Consider the following 22,818-nt stretch of genomic DNA (forward strand, 5'->3'; position numbering starts at 1 on the left):
GATGGATCCGATGTGTTCCTGGTGCTGGGGCTTCGCTCCGGTGGCCAAAGCGCTGGTTGAGCAGGCGCAGGCGGCGGGTGTGGAGTTGCATCTGGTGGTGGGTGGTTTGCGCACCGGCAGTGGCGCGGCGCTGGAACCGACCACCCGGCGCTACATTCTTGAGCACTGGCAGGCGGTTCACGAGGCCACCGGCCAGCCGTTCAAATTTGAAGGCGCGTTGCCCGACGGGTTTGTCTACGACACCGAGCCTGCCTGTCGGGCGCTGGTGACTGCGCGCAGCCTGGCGCCGGATTGCGCCTGGACACTGCTCGGGCTGATCCAGCATGCGTTCTATGCTGAAGGTCGCGACGTTACCCGTGCCAGCGTGTTGGTGGAACTGGCGGAGCAGGCCGGTTTGCCACGCATCGAATTTGCCGCAGCCTTCGATCGTGCCGATCAGCACGCTGCGACCGCCGCCGATTTCACTTGGGTCCAGGACCTGGGTATTGCCGGTTTTCCGACCTTGCTGGCAGAGCGCAATGGTCAATTGGCGCTGCTGACCAATGGCTATCAGCCCTTGAGCGAGTTGTCACCGTTGCTCGGCCGCTGGCTGGAGCGCGCTGCCTGTGCATGATCTGCCCGATGATGCAGCAGCTTCCAAACGTGTCGATCGGCTGAGCTGGGCGGAAGTCCGCCGCCTGGCCCTACACCATAAAAAATCCCTGTGGATCGCCAACGGCGTTGCGGTATTGGCAACGCTGTGCAGCGTGCCGATCCCGTTGCTGTTGCCGTTGCTGGTGGACGAAGTGCTGCTGGGCCACGGTGACGTTGCACTGAAAGTCATGAACCACGCACTGCCCGACGTCTGGCAGAAAGCCGCGGGTTATATCGGCCTGATGCTGCTGGTGACCCTGGCGCTGCGTTGCGCCGCGTTGTTGTTCAACGTGGTGCAGGCGAAATTGTTTGCGGCGCTGGCCAAGGACATCGTGTATCGGATTCGGGTGCGGTTGATCGACCGGCTCAAGCGCATCTCGCTGGGCGAATACGAAAGCCTGGGCAGTGGCACGGTGACCACGCATCTGGTCACCGACCTGGACACGCTGGACAAATTCGTCGGCGAAACCCTCAGTCGTTTCCTCGTGGCGATGCTGACACTGGTGGGCACCGCATCGATCCTGATGTGGATGCACTGGAAACTCGCGCTGCTGATTCTGCTGTTCAACCCGCTGGTGATCTACGCCACGGTGCAGTTGGGCAAGCGGGTCAAACATCTGAAGAAGCTCGAGAACGACAGCACCTCACGCTTCACCCAAGCCTTGACCGAAACCCTGGACGCCATCCAGGAAGTGCGTGCCGGTAATCGTCAGGGTTTTTTCCTCGGACGGTTGGGGCAGCGAGCGCGGGAAGTGCGCGATTACGCGGTGAGCTCGCAGTGGAAAACCGATGCATCGAATCGGGCCAGCGGTTTGCTGTTCCAGTTCGGCATCGATATTTTCCGCGCCGCGGCCATGCTCACCGTGCTGTTTTCCGACCTGTCCATCGGCCAGATGCTGGCGGTGTTCAGCTACCTGTGGTTCATGATCGGTCCGGTGGAGCAGCTGCTCAATCTGCAGTACGCCTTTTATGCCGCTGGTGGTGCGCTGTCGCGGATCAACGAGTTGCTGGCCCGTGCCGACGAGCCGCAATACACCGGCAGCGTCGACCCGTTTCAGGGGCGCGACACGGTGGGCATCGAAGTTCAGGGACTGAGTTTCGGCTACGGCGACGAGTTGGTGCTGAACCAAATGAACCTGTCGATTGCCCCCGGTGAAAAAGTCGCGATTGTCGGCGCCAGCGGTGGAGGCAAAAGTACTCTGGTGCAGTTGCTGCTGGGCTTGTACACGCCGCTGGCCGGGACTATCCGTTTCGGTGGTTCGACTCAGCAAGAAATCGGCCTGGAAACCGTACGCGAAAATGTCGCCGTGGTCCTGCAACATCCCGCCCTGTTCAACGACACCGTGCGCGCCAACCTGACCATGGGCCGCGAACGCAGTGACGAGGCCTGCTGGCAGGCACTGGAAATTGCTCAGTTGCAACACACGGTGCGTGAACTGCCCAATGGCCTGGACAGTATCGTCGGGCGATCCGGCGTGCGTTTATCCGGCGGGCAGCGTCAACGCCTGGCGATTGCCCGAATGGTGTTGGCCGAGCCCAAAGTGGTGATCCTCGACGAAGCCACGTCCGCACTGGACGCGGCCACTGAGTACAACCTGCACCAGGCGCTGGCGCGGTTCTTGAGCCACCGCACCACGTTGATCATTGCGCATCGATTGTCGGCCGTGAAGCAGGCCGATCGGGTGCTGGTGTTCGATGGCGGGCAGGTTGCCGAGGATGGCGACCATCAGCAGTTGATTGCCGATGGTGGTTTGTACGCCAAGCTGTATGGGCATTTGCAGCAGCACTGATAAAGTCGCGAAGTCATTTCCAGGTCACTTGCAGTGCACCAGGGCTACCGTCATAACCAAATTGCTTCATGACGACGGCGCATGAGTCGCAAGGCGCCATAGTGGTGGCTATCGTGATGGAATCAAGATCTTTAGGGTCAGGGTATTTGGTTCGTATGACGCTGATGAGCTTGCTTTCGGTGTCCAGCGAAGTGGGGCGAGATGTGAGCGCAGGCGTGTACGTCTCAATATTGTCGATGGTGTGGGGGATCGCCTGTAGCTTGCCTTGGGGAGTTACGCTAAGTGCCGTCTCCGGGAAGCGCATTCCATTATCTATATTGAAGTAACTCGTACTGCCGACTTTTACTTCATCCATATTTCTGTTTTTGGCAAACAACGGCAAAAAGCCGGTGTCACGCTTGCTACCGGATACGCTGACATACACTTCACGCACCCCTGCCTTGGTCTTGATTTCGACGAACGCAATGTTCCTGGGGTTGTGCAAAGGCCGACCGGTTTTTTGCCTGATAAGTTCTTGTAGTTGCCGCATTGTGTCATCGATTTTTAATGCCTTGGGTCCGCCCTGAACCGACGACTCCAAGGTTATGACGGTTTTCTGAAACAGTGTGTTGAAAACCTCCGCAGTCGTATCCCGCACGCTGTCCGGCGTAGCCTTGGACAAGGACCAGGTCGCGGCGCCATCGGTGGAGTTCCTGATGATCATTCTTGTGGAGTGATCGAACAGGGCCGCTTCTGCTGGGCTGGTATCGACCTTGAGCAATCTGAGCGTATCGGGCGGATTGGCATGGCTACCGATCGAAATGGCAATTTCATCCATGGCTCTCAATGCGCGCTCCACCGCTTCCTGGCCATGGATTCTTACCATGTTATTGGAGTTCAGTGAGCCGGTGTACACCACCATTAACTCTTTCCTCAGTTCGTCAGGAAGGGTGTCGGCTTTTCTGAAGGTCAGGAGGTCTTTAACGCTTTGGCCCTTTGCGCGCGAGGTAACGTAAAAGTCTCCCGCGCTCAGCCGCGTGAACACATAATGTTTTGAGCCGTCGATTGACTCTACGATAGTTGCGCCCACGCGAAATTTATCGACGAGTTTTTGCCCGGATACGGGAACGCTGACCATGACCCGCCCATACATCCCTTTCTGAAACTCCAGTACGGCCTTGAGGGATGAATTGGCAGCTATTGAGGACACTTGCATCGGTGTCCTGCCTGTTGCGGGGGTGTAAATGGCGTCTCCGAACCAGGGGGCCCAGCCTTTGGTTTCATCGAAAGTAGCGATAGCAGGGGTAGGAGCCGGGTCGCGAGTGACGTAGCTTGTTTGACACAGCTCGGGACCAGGGGCGCGACGTACCCGGCAAGGCAAGGATCTGAACATTGCCTGATCATCAATCAAGTCGGCACGGCGCAGTTGGTTGCCGTCCAGACGATAGGGAATGTCATCAACGAACAGTGTGGTTCGACCATCGACCTCAAGTACTTCACGGACATGGGCGTCTTTCGGAAGTTCTACCAGGACGTGGGATTCGGTAGGAGATAACGTTTTGAAGGTTGACCGGCCCTGTACGAGGTTTTTGCTGTGATTGTGCAGGCGGGGGCCGTAGGGCAAGGATGTCACTGGATCGACGGGGTGGAATCGGGTCAGGTCCGATGGGCTGGTATTGCGCACAAGTACATCATCGACACCTTTGACCGTTGCCAGTCGATCACCGCTTGCCAGCGGCTTCCAGCGCCCCGGATCGGTCGTCTGGGGCAGGTTGTGCACCAGTCGGTAGCTGTCGGCGTGTCCTGTCAGTTTCTTGAACCCGCTAACACCAATGCGTCCCGCCGTATGCAGTCCTTTCCACGCACCGCTTCCCAGTGTCTTGAGTAGTGTCGGGACCCCATCCAGCGGATTGAGGTTGCTCAGGGAAGCGGTCAGGAGTTTTCGGGTCAATGTTGAAAAGGAAGGCAGACTTGCTTTGACGGTCATTTGCGAGGCTTTGGCGCCCGCCCTGATCAGCCGCACCGAACCTGACATGAATTTCCCGACTGGGGTGAGGAATGAAGCCAGGTCCAGCACGACTCCGGCTACGCCTATGAGTATCTGCTCAATTTTGCCCGACAAAATGTCCTCGATACTGCCCCAGAAGGGTACAAGCCCTTTGGCTATTTCCAGGGTCGTACTGATCCTTTGTTCGCTTCTGGTCCTGATGGTGTCGAATGCCGTCACGCCGCGAGACTGGGTACGCAACAGCTGTTCGTCGACGAACAGGAAGTTCGTTGCAATGTAGTGGGCCACTGCATTCAAACGGGAGGATGCCAGCGCTGTTACTTCGCTATCGTTAACGGCTGCGATTGGCGATACAACTGTGGGCACGTCGCCTACCACGCCGAGGATCGCCACGCAGTACGCTCTTTCAGCAGGCTGCGTGCCATTTAAGTGAGCGGCCCAATCGAGAAGCAGCGTAGTGCTGATTTCAGCAGTATATGTTTGTCCGGGGATCGAGGCGTGCAATGGAAACGTGGTGCGAACCCCGTTGACTGTTGAAACTCTCAGGTGGGGTCGACGACGAATGACGCCAGCATTCGGGATCAGTTCGTAATAGGTAATTTCATGATTGTGGGTCACCTGTAGAACGAAACCTTTTCTTGGCCGGATGTCTCCCCTTGCCTTGATGAGTTTTTCGTCCAGGTGCAGGCTCAGCAAGCGGACGTCACCCCGTTCAAGGGCCTGGCGGTCGGTCAGTGGCAGTGAGGTCAGCAAACTGGCGATCAGGGGCTGATAGGCCGTCCTGATTTTCGAGAGGTAGTTTGTGAAGTTTGTTTCAAACTGCGTGTTGATATCGGGCAACGTCTTGCCTCCGTATCTGGTAATCACACGCCTTTCGATCCCCTCATGATCCTTGCGAAAGAGTTCCTCATGACGCAGGATTCGCTTGTCGTCGATCTTGATCCAGTGACGGGTTCGTGTTTTTCCGTCGGACCGGGTTACAAACCATTTTCTCTTGTCATCGAATTGGCCGTCGGCATAGACATCCAGGAATGCATAGCCTGGCAGCTTCAATGAGGGCGTGTCTTTGGGGCCGCCGCTCGGTGGATCATCGCGCAGCAACTTGAGCCCGTCCGATTCGAACATGGCCTCGCCAAACAGATCATCCTTTACCCGTTTGGCCATCTTCAATCTTTCAGGGGGTGGCAAGTCCAGTGCCATAATGGCGTTGTTCAGGCTCTTGCTGTGGCTTTCCAGCGCCGCCATCGCCCGCTTCATATCGTCCTCGTCGTAATCGGATTTTGTTCGCGATTGAACGATGCCGCAGCAGACCGCCCATTCCAGTGCCGGCCCCATCCTCAGTCGAGTTATCTGCTCAAGTTGTTCGGGCGAGGCGTCGGCGCTCCGGCTCAGGGGCAAGTCGACGAGTTGTTGAAAGGACAGCGCTTGCAATCGATCAAGGCCGAGTTCATCTGCCAGCAGCACGCCGTGCATGAAGTTCACCCACACCACCGAACTTTTGTAAGGAAGGTCGGACGGGATATCGCGCACAGCGAAGTCCTTTGAGAGGCGGGTCTCGAACACCCGCGCGAGAAAGGCCGCCTCTTTTGCATCGGTTACCCGGTTGGTGCGCAGCAAGTGCTGTTCAAAATCGCTGCGCAGGGCCTGGTAGCTTTTGCCCCAGTGAGCCGTGTCTTGCCAGCGGAATCCGGCGACTTCCTGCGGCTCATCCGCTGACGGGGCTTGCAAGTAAAGGCATATGGCTTTGCATACGAGCTGATGGCGCACGGACGCCGAAGTTTGTTCGCCAGGGCCTGCGCCATACCACCTGAGCATCTTGAGCAGCCTGTCCCCCAGCTCTTTCGCTTCGACTGTGTTCAGTATTCGCTGGAGGAATACAGACGGCGTTGCTCGCAGTTGATCCATGGAGGTGGAAGCCAGTACCGAGGCGCCAAGATGACCGATTAACGAACGCTTGCCATTCAGGAAAGCCTTCACGATGTTGGTGATTTGAACATCGATGCGTTTTGCCTTGTAAGTGTCGATGGTCATGTGTTGCGCGAGGTTGGGGCCCCCGCGTTGAATAAGCTTGAACCCTCGTCGATCCTGGGCGGTGGTGCGCAGGCCGAAGTTTTCGATATCCGGGCCGTCGTCGAGTCCCAGAGCCTGTCTGGCGCGAAATTCTTCGTCTGCCGGTGACAGCGCCGGTTGATCGGGTGAAGGTGAAGACGTCTCTGTCATGTTGCACTCCTTTGAAAGGGATCCCGTAACGGATAGGGGGAGCCCGAAGTGCCCAGTAAACAGATCTCCAAACTGGCCTTGGCGGTATATATCTATATGGGGCGCACGTGTACGGCGTTGAGGTCGATCCTCTGCTTGCCGGTTTCGAGAACGCACCCTAGTCTAGCTGTAGCGATCACGTTGGATGATGATCTGGCGGTGCTAAAACAAGGGACCTCATGAATCAAGCGCGGACTCTCGGAACGCCACGGCTGTTGGGCATCGTCTGGCCATTTATTGCCGTTGTGTTGTTTCAGGCACTGTTGGGCGGCGTCAGTCTTTACGTTCTTTCAGCGGTTCGTGGCTACGTCGGCGGTGAGAGCCTGTGGTCCAAGGGCCAGAAAGACGCCATCTATTACCTCAATCTCTACGCCGACAGTCGCGACGAGACGATTTTTCTCAAATACCAGAACGCGATTGCCGTGCCTCAGGGCGGCCATGAGTTGCGTATGGCGCTGGATCATCAGCCACCGAATATCGAGGCCGCGCGGCTCGCGATTCTCAAGGGCGGCAATCACCCGGACGACGTCCCCAGCCTGATTTGGCTGTACCTCAATTTCCGGCATTTCAGTTACCTGGAAAAAGCCATCGAGCTCTGGACGATCGGTGACGCGTACCTGGTGCGGCTCGATGACGTCGCGCGGGAAATGCATCAGGGTATCGTCGATAACCAGGCCACCGATGCCGACATCAAGCGCTGGAAGGTGCAGATTTTGGCCATCAACGATGGTGTGACGCCCCCTGCCAAAGCGTTCAGCGATGCCTTGGGCGAGGGCTCGCGCATGATTCTCCGGCTGCTGCTGGCGACGAACCTCGCCACCGCGCTGGGCCTGATCGTGCTGGCGTTGCTGCGTACCCACAAACTGCTCGAACAGCGGCATGCCTTCGCCGATGCCTTGCAGTTGGAGAAAGACCGGGCGCAGATCACCCTGCAATCGATTGGCGACGGGGTGATCACCACCGACGTCGAGGGCGCGATTGCCTACATGAACCCGGCCGCCGAGGCCTTGACTCACTGGAAGGCCGAACAGGCGACGGGGTTGCCATTGGCGGCGCTGTTCAATCTGCTGGACGAGAACGCTCAGGCCGACGGTTTTACCTTGATCGAACACATTTTGAGCGGCCAGCTCAGCGGCGGCAGCGAACATTCCAAACTGATCCAGCGACTGGATGGCAGCACGGTTTCGGTCACCCTGGTCGGTGCGCCGATCCGTAACGCGGGCAAGGTCAGTGGCACCGTGCTGGTGCTGCATGACATGACCCAGGAGCGGCAGTACATCGCCAATCTGTCCTGGCAGGCGACCCATGACGCCTTGACCGGGCTGACCAACCGCCGCGAATTCGAATATCGCCTGGAACAGGCCCTGCATGGCCTGATGCGACAAGCGGGGCGTCACGCCTTGATGTTCCTCGATCTGGATCAATTCAAACTGGTCAACGACACCTGCGGTCATGCTGCCGGCGATGAGTTGTTGCGGCATATTTGTGCGTTGCTGCAATCAGGATTGCGCGAAGGCGACACCTTGGCCCGATTGGGGGGTGACGAGTTCGGCATTCTGTTGGAAAACTGTGCGCCGGAAGCGGCTGAGAAAATTGCCGAAGTCCTGCGCCAGACTGTGCAGAACCTGCATTTTGTCTGGAAAGGCCGACCGTTCGTGACCACGGTGAGCATTGGTCTGGTGCACGTCACTCAGAGTCCGGCCACCCTCGAGGCCTCGCTGCGAGCCGCTGATATGGCCTGTTACATGGCCAAGGAAAAGGGCCGCAACCGGGTTCAGGTCTATCATGCCGACGATTCGGAGCTGTCCCTGCGCTATGGCGAGATGGCTTGGGTGCAGCGCCTGCACATGGCGTTGGAGGAGGACCGCTTTTGCCTGTACTCCCAGGAAATCGCGCCTCTGGGTCTTGGCGAGCGGGACGGCGGACATATCGAAATCCTGCTGCGCCTGCATGACGAAGCCGGGCGCATGATTCTGCCGGACAGTTTCATTCCGGCCGCCGAGCGTTATGGTTTGATGACGTCGCTTGACCGCTGGGTGGTGGAGAACGTTTTCAAGGTCATTGCCCAGGCCATCGCCCAAGAGGGCGAAGAGCCGCTGGCCATGTGTGCGATAAATCTGTCAGGTATTACTATCGGAGATGAGGCGTTTCTGGACTTCCTTCGTGAACAGTTTGTTGCATATTCAATTCCGCCTGAAATGATTTGTTTTGAAATTACAGAAACCAGCGCGATTTCCAATTTGCCTAGCGCAATTAGATTTATTAATGAACTCAAAGGCTTAGGTTGCCACTTCTCATTAGATGACTTCTGTGCCGGTATGTCCTCATTCGCTTACCTGAAACATTTACCTGTAGACTTCCTGAAGATCGACGGGAGTTTCGTAAAGGATATGCTGGACGACCCGATTAACCGCGCCATGGTCGAAGTGATCAATCACATCGGGCATGTCATGGGTAAGCGCACGATTGCCGAGTTCGTTGAAACACCTCAGATCGAGCAGGCATTGCTGGAGATCGGGGTGGATTACGCTCAAGGGTATCTGATTGAACGCCCGCATCTGTTTACCTGCGACAGTTTACAAAGTCGTCCTGCCAGACCCCGGCCTTTGTTATTCAAGGCGCCCGGCACATTCCGTTGAAAGCTCCTGTCGATCTTGAAATCACAATCAAAAGGAGCGCGACAGTGATCGACACATTCAACAGAACCGGACCCCTCATGGAAGCTGCAAGTTACCCCGCCTGGGCTCAGCAATTGATTCAGGATTGCAGTGAGAGCAAGCGCCGCGTCGTCGAACATGAACTGTACCAGCGGATGCGCGATAACAAGCTCAGCGCAAAAACCATGCGTCAGTACCTCATTGGTGGCTGGCCGGTGGTCGAACAGTTCGCCTTATACATGGCACAGAACCTGGCCAAGACCCGTTTTGCACGCCACCCTGGCGAAGACATGGCGCGTCGCTGGCTGATGCGCAATATTCGCGTCGAACTGAACCATGCCGATTACTGGGTGCACTGGAGCCGTGCTCACGGTATCAGCCTGGAAGATCTGCAGGCGCAACAGGTTGCCCCTGAACTTCACGCCTTGAGTCACTGGTGCTGGCACACCAGTTCGTCGGACTCGCTGATCGTGGCTATCGCCGCCACCAACTATGCCATCGAGGGTGCTACCGGGGAGTGGTCGGCGCTGGTCTGTTCCAGTGGCGTCTATGCGGCATCGTTCCCAGAGGAAGATCGCAAGCGGGCCATGAAGTGGTTGAAGATGCACGCCCAGTACGACGATGCCCATCCTTGGGAAGCGCTGGAAATCATCTGCACCCTGGCGGGGCTGAACCCGAGCAAATCCCTGCAAATGGAATTGCGTCAGGCAGTCTGCAAAAGTTACGACTACATGTACCTGTTCCTGGAGCGATGCATGCAGTTGGAACTGGCGGCAAAAGCCCCGGTAGTCCGTGAGCGGATGGCGTTGGCCGAGAGCTAAAAGACGCAGCCTACGGCAGCTCGTAGGAGCTGCCGTAGGCTGCGATCTCTTCAAAAATATCTACCCCGCCATCGCCAACCGGTTACGCCCCTCGCGCTTGGCCACATACAGCGCACTGTCGGCTCGTCGCAACAGGCTCTCGGCAGACTCGCCGGGCAGCAGGGTCGAGCAACCCAGGCTGACCGTCAGTTCGATGGTCTTGCCTTCGGCCACATAGTCCTGGGCCTGCGCAGCGAACCGCAGTCGTTCGCCGACCATGGCCGCGGCTTCCCGGCTGGTGTTGGACAGCAGGATCATGAATTCTTCGCCTCCAAACCGGAACACCATGTCCACGTTACGCAACTGGCTTTTGATCGAGGCCGCGACGGCCTTGAGCACTTCATCGCCGGCGCTGTGCCCGTAGGTGTCGTTGATCTGTTTGAAGTGATCGATGTCCAGCATCAGCAGCGACAGGGGCTGTGAGTGTCGGCGCGACATCTCGATTTCCCGTTGCAGCGTCTGATCCATCGCGATGCGATTGCCGGTGTCGGTCAGCGGGTCGCGCAAGGCGCTTTGGGTGGCGGCACGGTAGAGCAGGGCATTGCGCATCGGGTAGAGAAGCGCTGATAACAGCGATTCCAGATGGCCTTGCTCTTCATCGCTGAAACGCTGATTGCGACGGAACACCAGTTCACCCAATTGCTCGCCTTCATGACTGAGGCTGTAGCTGATCGAATGATGACCTCGCTGGCCGAACTGCAGGCGCAAGTCGCTGGGCTGATGCTCATAATTCAAGGCATCCAGCGGTACAAGGCGCTGAATTTCACGGAAGAAAAGTCCGAGAATGCGTTGCGGCTCAAGACTGGTTTGCAGTTGCAGGCCCAGCTCCTGACGCAACTGCGCAAGACTGACGGGCCGCTCCAGAAGGGGAGGCTGCTGACCAAAGCCCAGGCGTTGCAATTTGGCGCTGTCGAAGTCAATTGCGTTGGTCTGGGAAGGCGATTTCATATGGCGTGAGCCCCTAAACAGTAAGACTGTCTTACAGGCTGGGTGAGAGCGGCTTTGGGCTGCGCGTCATACTGGTCCATCAGTCCCGTAGGACATTTGGCACGAGTTTAGTCCGCTTTGCCGAAGATTAGTAACCTCTCGGCTCGAGCTCTGCCCCGTCTGCTTTCACACGGCGTGTCTGAGCAAAATTAGAGCGAAAGTCGTGCCATTCGGTTCAGTCGGTTAAAAAGCGTTCTAAATCAACAAGGTTGGGGAGGTTGCGAAGGATGGTGTAGGGGGTATTGGCATTTATTTGACTTGAAACAGCAACAGTTATCACGGGCTTTGCGTGCCGCGACGGGAAGTCGTCGCGGCACAAAAGCGACGCACGGGCATTACTGAGCGTCGAACGCCTGACCGTTGATGCCGGTACTGTCCGGCCCCATCAAGTAAAGGTAGACCGGCATGATCTCCTCGGGTGTCGGGTTGTTCAGCGGATTTTCCCCAGGGTAGGCCTGAGCGCGCATGCTGGTGCGGGTGGCGCCGGGGTTGATGCTGTTGGAGCGCACGGGGGCGACGGTGTCTACTTCGTCGGCCAGGGTTTGCATCAGGCCTTCGGTGGCGAACTTGGACACGCCGTAAGCGCCCCAATATGCACGACCCTTGCGACCGACGCTGCTGGAGGTGAACACCACCGAGGCGTCCTGCGATAGCTTGAGCAGCGGCAGCAGGGTGCTGGTGAGCATGAACATGGCGTTGACGTTGACCTGCATGACGCGCATGAAGTTCTCGCCGGACAACTGCTCGATCGGTGTGCGTGGGCCGATGATCGACGCATTGTGAAGCAAGCCGTCGAGGTGGCCGAATTCGGTTTCGATCATGGCCGCCAGTTCATCGTATTGGTGGGGCAGGGCGGTTTCCAGGTTGAACGGGATCACCACCGGTTGTGGATGCCCGGCCGCTTCGATTTCGTCGTATACCTGAGTCAGATTGGCTTCGGTCTTGCCCAGCAGCAACACGGTGGCGCCATGAGCGGCGTAGGTTTTCGCGGCGGCAGCACCGATGCCTCGGCCAGCGCCGGTGACCAGGATGACCCGGTCCTTGAGCAATTCAGGACGGGCGGAATAATCAAACATAAAAAACCTCAACACAATTCAACAGGCAGGCATCGTATTTGTGGCGAGGGAGCAAGCTCCCTCGCCACAAAAGCCTCTGTAATCAGCAACTGCACAAAGCGCTATCCAGCACCAGGCGCAACTCCATTGGATGATCGACCACCACATCCGCGCCCCAATGCCGCGGGTTATCCTCCGGATGAATGTAGCCGTAGGTCACGGCGGCTGTTCTGGTGCCGGCATCGCGGCCGGATTCGATATCGCGCAGGTCATCGCCGACGAACAGCACGCTGGCCGGATCGAGGTCGAGCATCTTGCACGCCAGGATCAACGGCTCCGGGTCCGGTTTGCTGTTCTTCACATGATCCGGGCAGATCAGCAGCGCCGAACGCTCGGCCAGCCCCAATTGCTGCATGATCGGCTCGGCGAAGCGCAGCGGCTTGTTGGTGACCACGCCCCAGATCAGGTTGGCCTTCTCGATGTCGGCCAGCAATTCGCCCATGCCGTCGAAGAGCTTGCTGTGCACCGCGCAACCTTTGACATAGCGCTCCAGAAACTCCAGGCGCAGCTCCTCGAAGCCCGGCGATTCCGGGTCCATCGAGAAAGTCACTGCAACCATCGCCCTGGCGCCGCCGGAGATCTCGTCACGGATGTGCTTGTCGTTCATCGGCGGCAAACCACGCTCGGCACGCATCGCCTGGCAGATGGCGATGAAGTCCGGCGCGGTGTCGAGCAGGGTGCCGTCCATGTCGAAAAGAACTGCTCTGATACGCATCGGCTTACTCCTCGCGCAGGGTCTGGATCATGTAGTTGACGTCGACATCGGATGCCAGTTTGTAGTGCTTGGTCAGCGGGTTGTAGGTCAGGCCGATGATGTCCTTGACGGTCAGGCCGGCCATGCGACTCCAGGCACCGAGCTCGGAAGGGCGGATGAATTTCTTGAAGTCGTGAGTGCCACGCGGCAGCAGCTTCATGATGTATTCGGCGCCGACGATGGCGAACAGATAGGCCTTCGGGTTGCGGTTGATGGTGGAGAAGAATACCTGGCCGCCAGGCTTGACCATGCGGAAGCAGGCGCGGATCACCGAGGACGGATCCGGAACGTGTTCAAGCATTTCCAGGCAGGTAACGACGTCGAACTGCTCAGGCATTTCTTCGGCCAGCGCTTCGGCGGTGATTTGCCGGTACTCGACGTTTACGCCGGATTCCAGTTGATGCAATTGCGCGACCGCCAGCGGCGCTTCGCCCATGTCGATGCCCATCACGGTGGCGCCGCGCTGGGCCATGGCTTCGCTGAGGATGCCGCCGCCGCAACCGACGTCGAGGACTTTCTTGCCGGCCAGATTGACGCGCTCGTCGATCCAGTTGACCCGCAGGGGGTTGATGTCGTGCAGCGGTTTGAACTCGCTTTCGCGGTCCCACCAGCGATGGGCCAGGGCTTCGAATTTGGCGATTTCGGCGTGGTCGACGTTGCTCATGGTGTCAGTCCTCTAAAACTTGAAAAATTCTGTTGCCCCGGTTTTGGTCCAGGGTGCTTACGATTCGGTGTGGCCGCTGATGCGCCTGCCCCAGGCCTTGGCGGTGGCGCACAGTTGCGCTTCATCCAGGCGGGTCAGGCGGCGGTCGTCGAGCAGTTGCTTGCCGGCGACCCAAAGGTGTTTCACGCAGTCGCGGCCAGTGGCATATATAAGTTGCGAAACCGGGTCGTAGACCGGTTGCTGCGCCAGGCCCGACAGGTCGAATGCGACGATGTCTGCCGCCTTGCCGACTTCCAGCGAACCGGTTTGCGCTTCGATTCCCAGCGCGCGGGCGCCATTGAGCGTGGCCATGCGCAGGGCGCGATGGGCGTCCAGCGCGGTGGCCGAGCCGGCGACAGCCTTGGCCAGCAATGCGGCGGTGCGGGTTTCACCAAGCAGGTCCAGGTCATTATTGCTGGCCGCGCCATCGGTGCCGACTGCCACATTCACCCCAGCCTGCCACAAGCGCTCGACCGGGCAGAAGCCACTGGCCAGCTTCAGGTTCGACTCCGGGCAATGAATCACATTGGTGTTACTTTCTACCAGCAGCGCCAGGTCTTCATCGCTGATCTGGGTCATGTGAACGGCCTGGAAGCGCGGCCCGAGCAGGCCCAGGCGGCCGAGGCGGGCCAGCGGGCGTTCGCCGCGCTGCTCCACCGACTGCTGCACTTCGAAGGCGGTTTCGTGGACATGCATGTGAATCGAGGCGTCCAGCTCTTCGGCGATCACCCGGATTTTTTCCAGGTTTTCGTCGCCCACGGTGTACGGGGCATGGGGGCCGAAGGTGACTTTGATCCGTTCGTGATGCTTGAGATCGCCGAATAATTCGACGCCCTGACGAATGGCGTCATCCGCCGTGCTGGCGCCTGGAATCGGGAAATCGAGGATCGGAATGGCGATCTGGGCGCGAATGCCGCTGTTATGTACGCGTTCGCTGGCGACCTTCGGGAAGAAATACATGTCAGAGAAGCAGGTGATGCCACCTTTGATCTGCTCGGCGATGGCCAGGTCCGTGCCGTCGCGTACGAACGCCTCGTCGACCCATTTGGCTTCGGCCGGCCAGATATGGCTTTCCAGCCAGGTCATCAGCGGCAGATCGTCGGCCAGGCCGCGGAACAGCGTCATTGCTGCATGCCCGTGGGCATTGATCAGGCCCGGGCTGAGCAGCATGCCCGGCAATTCGCGCACTTCGGCTGCGTTAAGCTTCAAGGCTGCTGCGCGAGGGCCGATAAACACGATACGACCGTCGCGGATACCCAGGGCATGCTCTTTAAGGACCACGCCAGCCGGTTCGACGGGTACCAGCCAGGTCGGCAGCAATAATAGGTCGAGCGCAGCGGTGGGGGTCGGCATCGAGAGTCGGTTCCAGTGCTTTTGTAAAGGATGGCGAAGTATACCCGAGCGTCTTCGCGGGGGGATCGCTATAATCGGCGGCTTTTGTTCATGAGTGCGGGGTGTGGGATGCGCGATCGACTGTTGGCTGCGGAGAAGGTGAAGGCCATCGATTGGCGTGATGGCGCACTGTACCTGTTGGATCAGCGTATTTTGCCGTTCGAGGAAACCTGGATCGCCTACACCAGCGCTGCGGGTGTGGCCGAAGCCATTCGCTCGATGGTGGTGCGCGGTGCGCCGGCTATTGGCATCAGTGCGGCCTATGGCGTGGTGCTGGCGGCCCGTACCCGTTTTGCCGAAGGGGGCGACTGGCAAGCGGCGCTGGAAGAGGATTTCGCGCTGCTGGCCGACTCCCGTCCGACCGCGGTCAATCTGTTCTGGGCCTTGGGTCGCATGCGTGAGCGGCTTGAGCGCCTGAGGGAGCACGCCGATCCGTTGTCGGTGCTGGAAGCCGAAGCCATCGCCATCCACGAAAGTGATCGCGAAGCCAACCTGACCATGGCCCAGTTGGGCGTCGACCTGATCCGCAAACATCAAGGCAACGCCCAGGCGATCCTTACGCATTGCAACACCGGTGCACTGGCCACCGGTGGTTTCGGCACGGCGCTGGGGGTGATTCGCGGGGCGTTCATCGAAGGCATGGTCGAGCGCGTCTACGCCGACGAAACCCGGCCATGGCTGCAAGGTTCGCGATTGACTGCGTGGGAATTGGCCAATGAGGGTATTCCGGTGACCCTCAATGTCGATTCCGCTGCCGCGCACATCATGAAAACCAAGGGTGTGACCTGGGTGATCGTCGGCGCCGACCGGATTACCGCCAATGGCGATGTGGCGAACAAGATCGGTACCTACCAGTTGGCGGTCAACGCCATGCACCACGGCGTGCGCTTCATGGTGGTGGCACCGAGTTCGACCATCGACATGAACCTGGCCAGTGGCGACGAGATTCCTATCGAGGAGCGTGATGGCCGCGAGTTGCTGGAAGTTGGCGGCAAGCGGGTGGGGGCAGATGTGGAAGCGTTCAACCCGGTTTTCGACGTGACCCCGGCCGACCTGATCGATGCGATCGTCACCGAAAAAGGCATCGTCGAGCGCCCGGACACCGCGAAAATGGCTCAATTGATGTGCCGCAAGCGTCTGCATTAAATCATTCAGGCTGCACGAAATCGGTGTTTACAAGTGAAAAATACGGTTGAATGCCGGTTGATCACGCCTCTAAGCCCCTCTCGTCTCCTTCAAGCCTGTCACCGGTCAACTAACTATGCTCCATGCGCATCTGGGGGATAGGTGCGTGGCGGCTCTTGTGATAACATCCGGCGGTTTCCAGGGTAGCCTGATGTGGCTGCCTTTACTGCGCAGATCCATGGCATAACTCGTTGATTTGTCGTAAGTCGGTGCATGGCACTCAGTCTGTACCGGCGAGCTTCGTTCGTCCCATATGGATGTGACGAAGTTTCACCAGAAAAAGGAATCAGGCTTCTCATGGGCGAACTGGCCAAAGAAATCCTCCCGGTCAATATCGAAGACGAGCTGAAGCAGTCCTACCTCGACTACGCGATGAGCGTTATTGTCGGGCGGGCACTGCCGGATGCGCGCGATGGCTTGAAGCCCGTGCACCGGCGTGTGCTGTTCGCGATGAGCGAGCTGGGCAACGACTTCAACAAGCCGTACAAGAAATCTGCCCGTGTTGTCGGTGACGTGATCGGTAAGTATCACCCGCACGGTGATACCGCGGTGTACGACACCATCGTTCGGATGGCGCAGCCATTCTCGCTGCGTTACCTGCTGGTGGACGGTCAGGGCAACTTCGGTTCGGTGGACGGCGACAACGCCGCGGCCATGCGATACACCGAAGTACGCATGACCAAGCTGGCGCACGAGCTGCTGGCCGACCTGCATAAAGAAACCGTGGACTGGGTGCCGAACTACGACGGCACCGAAATGATCCCCGCGGTCATGCCGACCAAGATCCCCAACCTGCTGGTCAACGGCTCCAGCGGTATCGCCGTGGGCATGGCGACCAACATTCCGCCGCACAACCTCGGTGAAGTCATCGACGGTTGCCTGGCACTCATCGACAATCCGGAGCTGACTGTCGATGAGCTGATGCAATACATCCCTGGTCCGGACTTTCCGACCGCCGCGATCATCAACGGTCGCGCCGGCATCATCGAAGCCTACCGCACCGGTCGCGGGCGCATTTACATGCGTGCCCGCTCGATCATCGAAGACATCGACAAGGTCGGTGGCCGTCAGCAGATCGTCATTACCGAACTCCCTTACCAGCTGAACAAGGCCCGTCTGATCGAGAAGATCGCCGAGCTGGTCAAAGAGAAGAAGCTTGAAGGCATCACCGAGCTGCGCGACGAGTCCGACAAGGACGGTATGCGCGTCGTGATCGAGCTGCGTCGCGGTGAAGTGCCAGAGGTGATTCTCAACAACCTCTACGCCCAGACTCAGCTGCAAAGCGTGTTCGGCATCAACATCGTTGCGCTGATCGACGGCCGTCCGCGGATCCTCAACCTCAAGGATCTGCTGGAAGCCTTCGTTCGTCACCGTCGCGAAGTCGTGACCCGTCGTACCGTGTTCGAGCTGCGTAAAGCGCGCGAACGTGGCCACATCCTGGAAGGTCAGGCGGTTGCCCTGTCGAACATCGACCCGGTCATCGCCCTGATCAAGGCTTCGCCGACCCCGTCGGAAGCCAAGGAAGCGCTGATCAGCACGCCGTGGGAGTCCTCCGCGGTGGTTGCAATGGTTGAACGTGCCGGTGCCGATTCGTGCCGTCCGGAAAACCTCGATCCACAATACGGCCTGCGCGACGGCAAGTACTTCCTGTCGCCAGAGCAGGCGCAAGCCATTCTGGAGCTGCGTCTGCACCGCCTGACCGGTCTGGAACACGAGAAGCTGCTGGCCGAGTATCAAGAGATCCTCAACCAGATCGGCGAGCTGATCCGCATCCTCAACAGCGCCACGCGCCTGATGGAAGTGATCCGCGAAGAGCTGGAAGTGATCCGCGCCGAGTACGGCGATGTGCGTCGCACCGAGATTCTCGATGCCCGTCTCGACCTGACCCTGGGCGACATGATCCCGGAAGAAGAGCGCGTCGTGACCATTTCCCACGGTGGCTACGCCAAGACCCAGCCTTTGGCTGCGTACCAGGCTCAGCGTCGTGGCGGTAAAGGTAAATCGGCTACCGGCGTGAAGGATGAGGACTACATCGCTCACCTGCTGGTCGCCAACAGCCACACCACGCTGCTGCTGTTCTCCAGCAAAGGCAAAGTGTACTGGCTGAAAACCTACGAAATCCCGGAAGCCTCCCGCGCGGCCCGTGGTCGCCCGCTGGTCAACCTGCTGCCGCTGGACAGTGATGAATACATCACCACCATGCTGCCGGTCGAGGAATACACCGAAGGTCACTTCATCTTCATGGCCACTGCCAAAGGCACCGTGAAGAAGACCCCGCTGGAATCCTTCAGTCGTCAACGCAGCGTCGGTCTGATCGCGCTGGAGCTGGATGAAGGCGACGTACTGATCTCTGCGGCCATTACCGATGGCGATCGCGAAGTCATGCTGTTCTCCGACGGCGGCAAGGTGACTCGCTTCAAGGAAACCGACGTTCGCGCCATGGGCCGTACCGCTCGCGGTGTCCGCGGCATGCGTCTGCCGGAAGGCCAGAAGCTGATTTCCATGTTGATCCCGGAAGAAGGCAGCCAGATCCTCACCGCTTCGGCGCGTGGTTTCGGCAAGCGCACCGCGATCACCGAGTTCCCTGAGTACAAGCGTGGCGGTCAGGGTGTTATCGCCATGGTCAGCAACGAGCGTAACGGCCGTCTGGTCGGCGCGGTCCAAGTGCTCGACGGCGAGGAAATCATGCTGATTTCCGACCAGGGTACGTTGGTTCGTACCCGCGTCGACGAAGTGTCCAGCCTGGGCCGTAACACCCAGGGTGTGACCCTGATCAAGCTGGCCAACGATGAAACGCTGGTGGGCCTGGAGCGGGTTCAGGAGCCGTCGGAAGTCGAAGGCGAAGAGCTGGAAGGCGAAGGGCTTGCAGGTGAAGAGGGTGCAGTGTTCGAGGGTGAGGTCGTGATCGACGATGTTGCCGACGACCAGCAACTCGACGCCGCCGCCGACGAAGAGCCGCAGGAGTAAGCGGGCAAGCAGGGGGCGGATGAAGATTCGCCCCCTTGTTGTTTGTCCTCAGGGAGCTGTGGAATTGTTTTTTATGTAGGAGTTGTCGAGCGAAGCGATGCTGCGATCTCTTGATCTGGCTCTTGCTTTCGCTCAGCACTAAAAGATCGCAGCCTCGCTCTGCTCGACAGCTCCTACAGATTTATTGCGTGATACCACCAAATCAGAGCGAGATTGGATGTGAGCAAGAGAGCCTATAACTTCTGTGCCGGTCCTGCGGCGCTTCCCGAAGCTGTCCTGAAGCGCGCCCAGGCTGAACTCCTTGATTGGCACGGCAAGGGCCTGTCGGTCATGGAAATGAGCCATCGCAGCGATGAGTTCGTGTCCATTGCCACCAAGGCCGAGCAGGATCTGCGTGATCTGCTGAATATCCCCTCGAACTATAAAGTGCTGTTTCTGCAAGGTGGCGCGAGCCAGCAATTTGCTCAGATTCCGCTGAACCTGTTGCCGGAAAGCGGCACCGCCGACTATATCGACACCGGTATCTGGTCTCAGAAGGCGATCGAAGAAGCCTCGCGCTACGGCCACGTCAACGTTGCCGCAACCGCCAAGCCTTACGACTATTTCGCTATTCCCGGTCAGAACGAATGGAACCTGTCGAAAGATGCGGCCTACGTTCACTACGCGCCGAACGAAACCATCGGCGGCCTGGAATTCCAGTGGATCCCGGAAACCGGTGATGTGCCGCTGGTCGCCGACATGTCCTCGGACATTCTTTCGCGCCCGGTGGATGTCTCGCGTTTCGGCATGATCTACGCCGGCGCCCAGAAAAACATCGGCCCGAGCGGCATCGTCGTCAACATCGTTCGCGAAGACCTGCTGGGTAACGCCCGTTCCATCTGCCCGACCATGCTCAACTACAAGGTCGCGGCCGACAACGGCTCGATGTACAACACGCCGCCAACCCTGGCCTGGTACTTGTCCGGCCTGGTGTTCGAGTGGCTGAAAGAGCAGGGCGGCGTCGAAGCCATCGGCAAGCTCAATGAAGTGAAGCAGCGCACGCTGTACGACTTCATCGACGCCAGCGGCTTGTACAGCAACCCGATCAACAAGTCGGACCGCTCGTGGATGAACGTGCCGTTCCGTCTGGCCGACGATCGTCTCGACAAGCCGTTCCTGGCCGGTGCCGACGAACGTGGCCTGTTGAACCTCAAAGGTCACCGTTCCGTGGGCGGCATGCGTGCCTCCATCTATAACGCCGTCGATATCGTTGCGGTCAACGCACTGGTTTCGTACATGGCAGAGTTCGAGAAGGAACACGGCTAATGTCTGAGCAAGAACTCAAGGCACTGCGCCTGCGCATTGATGCTCTGGACGAAAAGGTCCTGGAGCTGATCAGTGAGCGCGCACGCTGCGCCCAGGAAGTTGCGCGAGTAAAGATGGCCTCGCTGGCCGAAGGCGAAGTGCCGGTGTTCTATCGTCCTGAGCGTGAAGCTCAGGTGCTCAAGCGCGTGATGGAGCGTAACCAGGGGCCGCTGGGCAACGAAGAGATGGCGCGGCTGTTCCGCGAAATCATGTCCTCGTGCCTGGCCCTCGAGCAGCCGCTGAAAGTGGCTTACCTCGGCCCTGAAGGTACCTTCACTCAGGCTGCGGCCATGAAGCACTTCGGTCACGCGGTGATCAGCAAGCCAATGGCGGCGATCGACGAAGTGTTCCGTGAAGTGGCGGCCGGTGCGGTGAACTTTGGCGTGGTCCCGGTGGAAAACTCCACCGAAGGCGCGGTCAACCACACTCTCGACAGCTTCCTCGAACACGACATGGTGATCTGTGGCGAAGTCGAGCTGCGTATTCACCATCACCTGTTGGTTGGCGAAAACACCAAGACCGACAGCATCAGCCGCATCTATTCCCACGCCCAGTCCCTGGCCCAGTGCCGCAAGTGGCTGGACGCCCATTACCCGAATGTCGAGCGCGTGGCGGTGTCCAGCAACGCCGAAGCGGCCAAACGGGTCAAGGGTGAGTGGAACTCGGCAGCGATTGCCGGCGACATGGCTGCCGGCCTCTACGGGTTGACCCGTCTGGCTGAGAAAATCGAGGATCGCCCGGACAACTCCACGCGATTCCTGATGATCGGCAGCCAGGAAGTGCCGCCGACCGGTGATGACAAGACCTCGATCATCGTTTCCATGAGCAACAAGCCCGGCGCTCTCCACGAGTTGCTGGTGCCGTTCCACGACAATGGCATCGATCTGACACGGATCGAGACCCGTCCGTCGCGCAGCGGTAAATGGACCTACGTGTTCTTCATCGACTTCGTCGGCCATCACCGCGACCCGCTGGTCAAAGGTGTGCTGGAAAAGATCAGTCAGGAAGCGGTGGCACTCAAAGTGCTGGGTTCCTACCCGAAAGCAGTTCTCTAAGGGCGGTAGCAAATGAGTGGCAACTTCCTCGCTCTGGCACAGCCGGGCGTGCAACAACTTTCGCCTTACGTTCCGGGTAAGCCTGTGGACGAACTGGCCCGTGAGCTGAACCTCGATCCGGCCAGCATCGTCAAGCTGGCGAGCAACGAAAACCCGTTGGGCGCCAGTCCCAAGGCGCTGGCGGCGATTCGCGAAGCGCTGGCCGAGCTGACCCGCTATCCGGACGGCAATGGTTTTGCGCTCAAAACCCTGTTGGCCGATCAGTGTCGCGTCGAGCTGAACCAAGTGACGCTGGGCAACGGCTCCAACGATATTCTGGAGCTGGTGGCGCGTGCCTATCTGGCGCCGGGCCTGAACGCGGTGTTCAGCGAGCATGCGTTTGCGGTCTATCCGATCGCGACCCAGGCCGTTGGTGCCCAGGCAAAAGTGATCCCGGCCAAAGACTGGGGGCATGATCTGCCGGCGATGCTGGCCGCGATCGATGCCGATACCCGCGTGGTGTTCATCGCCAACCCGAACAACCCGACCGGGACCTGGTTCGATGCCGAGGCGCTGGATGAATTCCTGCAGGACGTTCCGGCCCATGTGCTGGTGGTGCTGGACGAGGCCTACATCGAGTACGCCGAAGGCAGCGACTTGCCGGATGGCCTGGACTATCTGGCGGCCTATCCGAACCTGCTGGTCTCGCGCACCTTCTCCAAGGCCTATGGTCTGGCGTCGCTGCGGGTCGGCTACGGTTTGTCCTCGGCCATCGTCGCCGATGTGCTCAATCGCGTGCGTCAGCCGTTCAACGTCAACAGCCTTGCGCTGGCCGCCGCTTGTGCCGCGCTGCAAGACGTCGAGTACCTGGCTGAAAGCCGTCGCCTGAACCAATCCGGCATGCAGCAGCTTGAGGCGGGTTTCCGTGAGTTGGGGTTGAGCTGGATTCCCTCCAAAGGCAACTTCATCTGTGTCGATCTGGGTCGCGTTGCTGCCCCGGTGTTCCAGGGGTTGCTGCGCGAAGGCGTGATCGTACGTCCGGTGGCCAACTACGGCATGCCGAATCACCTGCGCATCACCATCGGTTTGCCAGCGGAAAACAGCCGCTTCCTCGAGGCGCTGACCAAGGTTATGGCTCGTGGTTGATGTCA

General features: G+C 59.0%; 15 protein-coding genes. 9 read left to right on the forward strand and 6 right to left on the reverse strand.

The window, feature by feature from the left end; all coding sequences use genetic code 11:
* Positions 1 to 10 precede the first annotated feature (10 nt).
* Together PGR6_RS07670 and PGR6_RS07675 are read left to right on the forward strand one after the other, a co-directional pair.
* Positions 11 to 613, forward strand: a complete 603-nt coding sequence (locus PGR6_RS07670; protein ID WP_172901241.1) for a DsbA family protein — start codon at positions 11 to 13, stop codon at positions 611 to 613.
* Positions 606 to 2,423 carry an ABC transporter ATP-binding protein gene (locus PGR6_RS07675; protein ID WP_064616646.1) on the forward strand — a complete coding sequence of 606 codons (1,818 nt, stop codon included), beginning with the start codon at positions 606 to 608 and terminating at the stop codon, positions 2,421 to 2,423. The genes PGR6_RS07670 and PGR6_RS07675 overlap by 8 nt, the downstream gene beginning before the upstream one ends.
* 13 nt (positions 2,424 to 2,436) lie before the next feature.
* On the opposite strand, the gene PGR6_RS07680 is transcribed toward PGR6_RS07675, so the two are convergent.
* On the reverse strand, positions 2,437 to 6,630 hold the full coding sequence (locus PGR6_RS07680; RefSeq protein ID WP_064616648.1) for a deaminase domain-containing protein: 4,194 nt from the start codon (positions 6,628 to 6,630) through the stop codon (positions 2,437 to 2,439).
* Between the two features lie 218 nt (positions 6,631 to 6,848).
* On the opposite strand from PGR6_RS07680, the gene PGR6_RS07685 reads away from it, so the two are divergent.
* Together PGR6_RS07685 and PGR6_RS07690 are read left to right on the forward strand one after the other, a co-directional pair.
* On the forward strand, positions 6,849 to 9,308 hold the full coding sequence (locus PGR6_RS07685) for an EAL domain-containing protein (RefSeq protein ID WP_064616650.1): 2,460 nt from the start codon (positions 6,849 to 6,851) through the stop codon (positions 9,306 to 9,308).
* Positions 9,309 to 9,385: 77 nt separating this feature from the next.
* A complete protein-coding gene (locus tag PGR6_RS07690; protein WP_218584820.1) occupies positions 9,386 to 10,147 on the forward strand; it encodes a TenA family transcriptional regulator in 762 nt (253 codons plus the stop codon).
* Between the two features lie 60 nt (positions 10,148 to 10,207).
* On the opposite strand, the gene PGR6_RS07695 is transcribed toward PGR6_RS07690, so the two are convergent.
* From PGR6_RS07695 to PGR6_RS07715, 5 genes are all read right to left on the reverse strand, one after another.
* On the reverse strand, positions 10,208 to 11,134 hold the full coding sequence (locus tag PGR6_RS07695; RefSeq protein WP_018929860.1) for a GGDEF domain-containing protein: 927 nt from the start codon (positions 11,132 to 11,134) through the stop codon (positions 10,208 to 10,210).
* 374 nt (positions 11,135 to 11,508) lie between these two features.
* Positions 11,509 to 12,249 carry a YciK family oxidoreductase gene (locus PGR6_RS07700; RefSeq protein ID WP_007939907.1) on the reverse strand — a complete coding sequence of 247 codons (741 nt, stop codon included), beginning with the start codon at positions 12,247 to 12,249 and terminating at the stop codon, positions 11,509 to 11,511.
* An 82-nt stretch (positions 12,250 to 12,331) separates the two neighbouring features.
* Positions 12,332 to 13,003: an N-acetylmuramic acid 6-phosphate phosphatase MupP gene (gene mupP, locus PGR6_RS07705; RefSeq protein ID WP_018929859.1), complete on the reverse strand. Its 672-nt coding sequence runs from the start codon at positions 13,001 to 13,003 to the stop codon at positions 12,332 to 12,334.
* Between the two features lie 4 nt (positions 13,004 to 13,007).
* Complete coding sequence (ubiG, locus tag PGR6_RS07710) at positions 13,008 to 13,706, reverse strand: bifunctional 2-polyprenyl-6-hydroxyphenol methylase/3-demethylubiquinol 3-O-methyltransferase UbiG (RefSeq protein WP_018929858.1); 699 nt, start codon at positions 13,704 to 13,706, stop codon at positions 13,008 to 13,010.
* Between the two features lie 57 nt (positions 13,707 to 13,763).
* The gene (locus PGR6_RS07715; RefSeq protein WP_064616652.1) at positions 13,764 to 15,098 is read right to left on the reverse strand and encodes a TRZ/ATZ family hydrolase; all 1,335 of its coding nucleotides are present in this window, start codon (positions 15,096 to 15,098) and stop codon (positions 13,764 to 13,766) included.
* Between the two features lie 108 nt (positions 15,099 to 15,206).
* On the opposite strand from PGR6_RS07715, the gene mtnA reads away from it, so the two are divergent.
* The 5 genes from mtnA to hisC all read left to right on the forward strand — a co-directional run bounded on the left by mtnA (position 15,207) and on the right by hisC (position 22,813).
* On the forward strand, positions 15,207 to 16,283 hold the full coding sequence (gene mtnA / locus PGR6_RS07720) for an S-methyl-5-thioribose-1-phosphate isomerase (RefSeq protein ID WP_018929856.1): 1,077 nt from the start codon (positions 15,207 to 15,209) through the stop codon (positions 16,281 to 16,283).
* 336 nt (positions 16,284 to 16,619) lie between these two features.
* Entirely contained in the window at positions 16,620 to 19,289 is a 2,670-nt protein-coding gene (gene gyrA / locus PGR6_RS07725; protein WP_018929855.1) for a DNA gyrase subunit A, read from the forward strand.
* A gap of 219 nt (positions 19,290 to 19,508) precedes the next feature.
* On the forward strand, positions 19,509 to 20,594 hold the full coding sequence (gene serC / locus PGR6_RS07730) for a 3-phosphoserine/phosphohydroxythreonine transaminase (RefSeq protein ID WP_064616654.1): 1,086 nt from the start codon (positions 19,509 to 19,511) through the stop codon (positions 20,592 to 20,594).
* Positions 20,594 to 21,688, forward strand: a complete 1,095-nt coding sequence (pheA, locus tag PGR6_RS07735) for a prephenate dehydratase (RefSeq protein WP_007899727.1) — start codon at positions 20,594 to 20,596, stop codon at positions 21,686 to 21,688. The genes serC and pheA overlap by 1 nt, the downstream gene beginning before the upstream one ends.
* A gap of 12 nt (positions 21,689 to 21,700) precedes the next feature.
* Positions 21,701 to 22,813 (forward strand): histidinol-phosphate transaminase, encoded by a 1,113-nt coding sequence (gene hisC / locus PGR6_RS07740; RefSeq protein WP_007939918.1) that lies wholly within the window; start codon positions 21,701 to 21,703, stop codon positions 22,811 to 22,813.
* Positions 22,814 to 22,818 lie beyond the last annotated feature (5 nt).

It is taken from the genome of Pseudomonas sp. GR 6-02 (assembly GCF_001655615.1).
Classification (GTDB): Bacteria; Pseudomonadota; Gammaproteobacteria; order Pseudomonadales; family Pseudomonadaceae; genus Aquipseudomonas.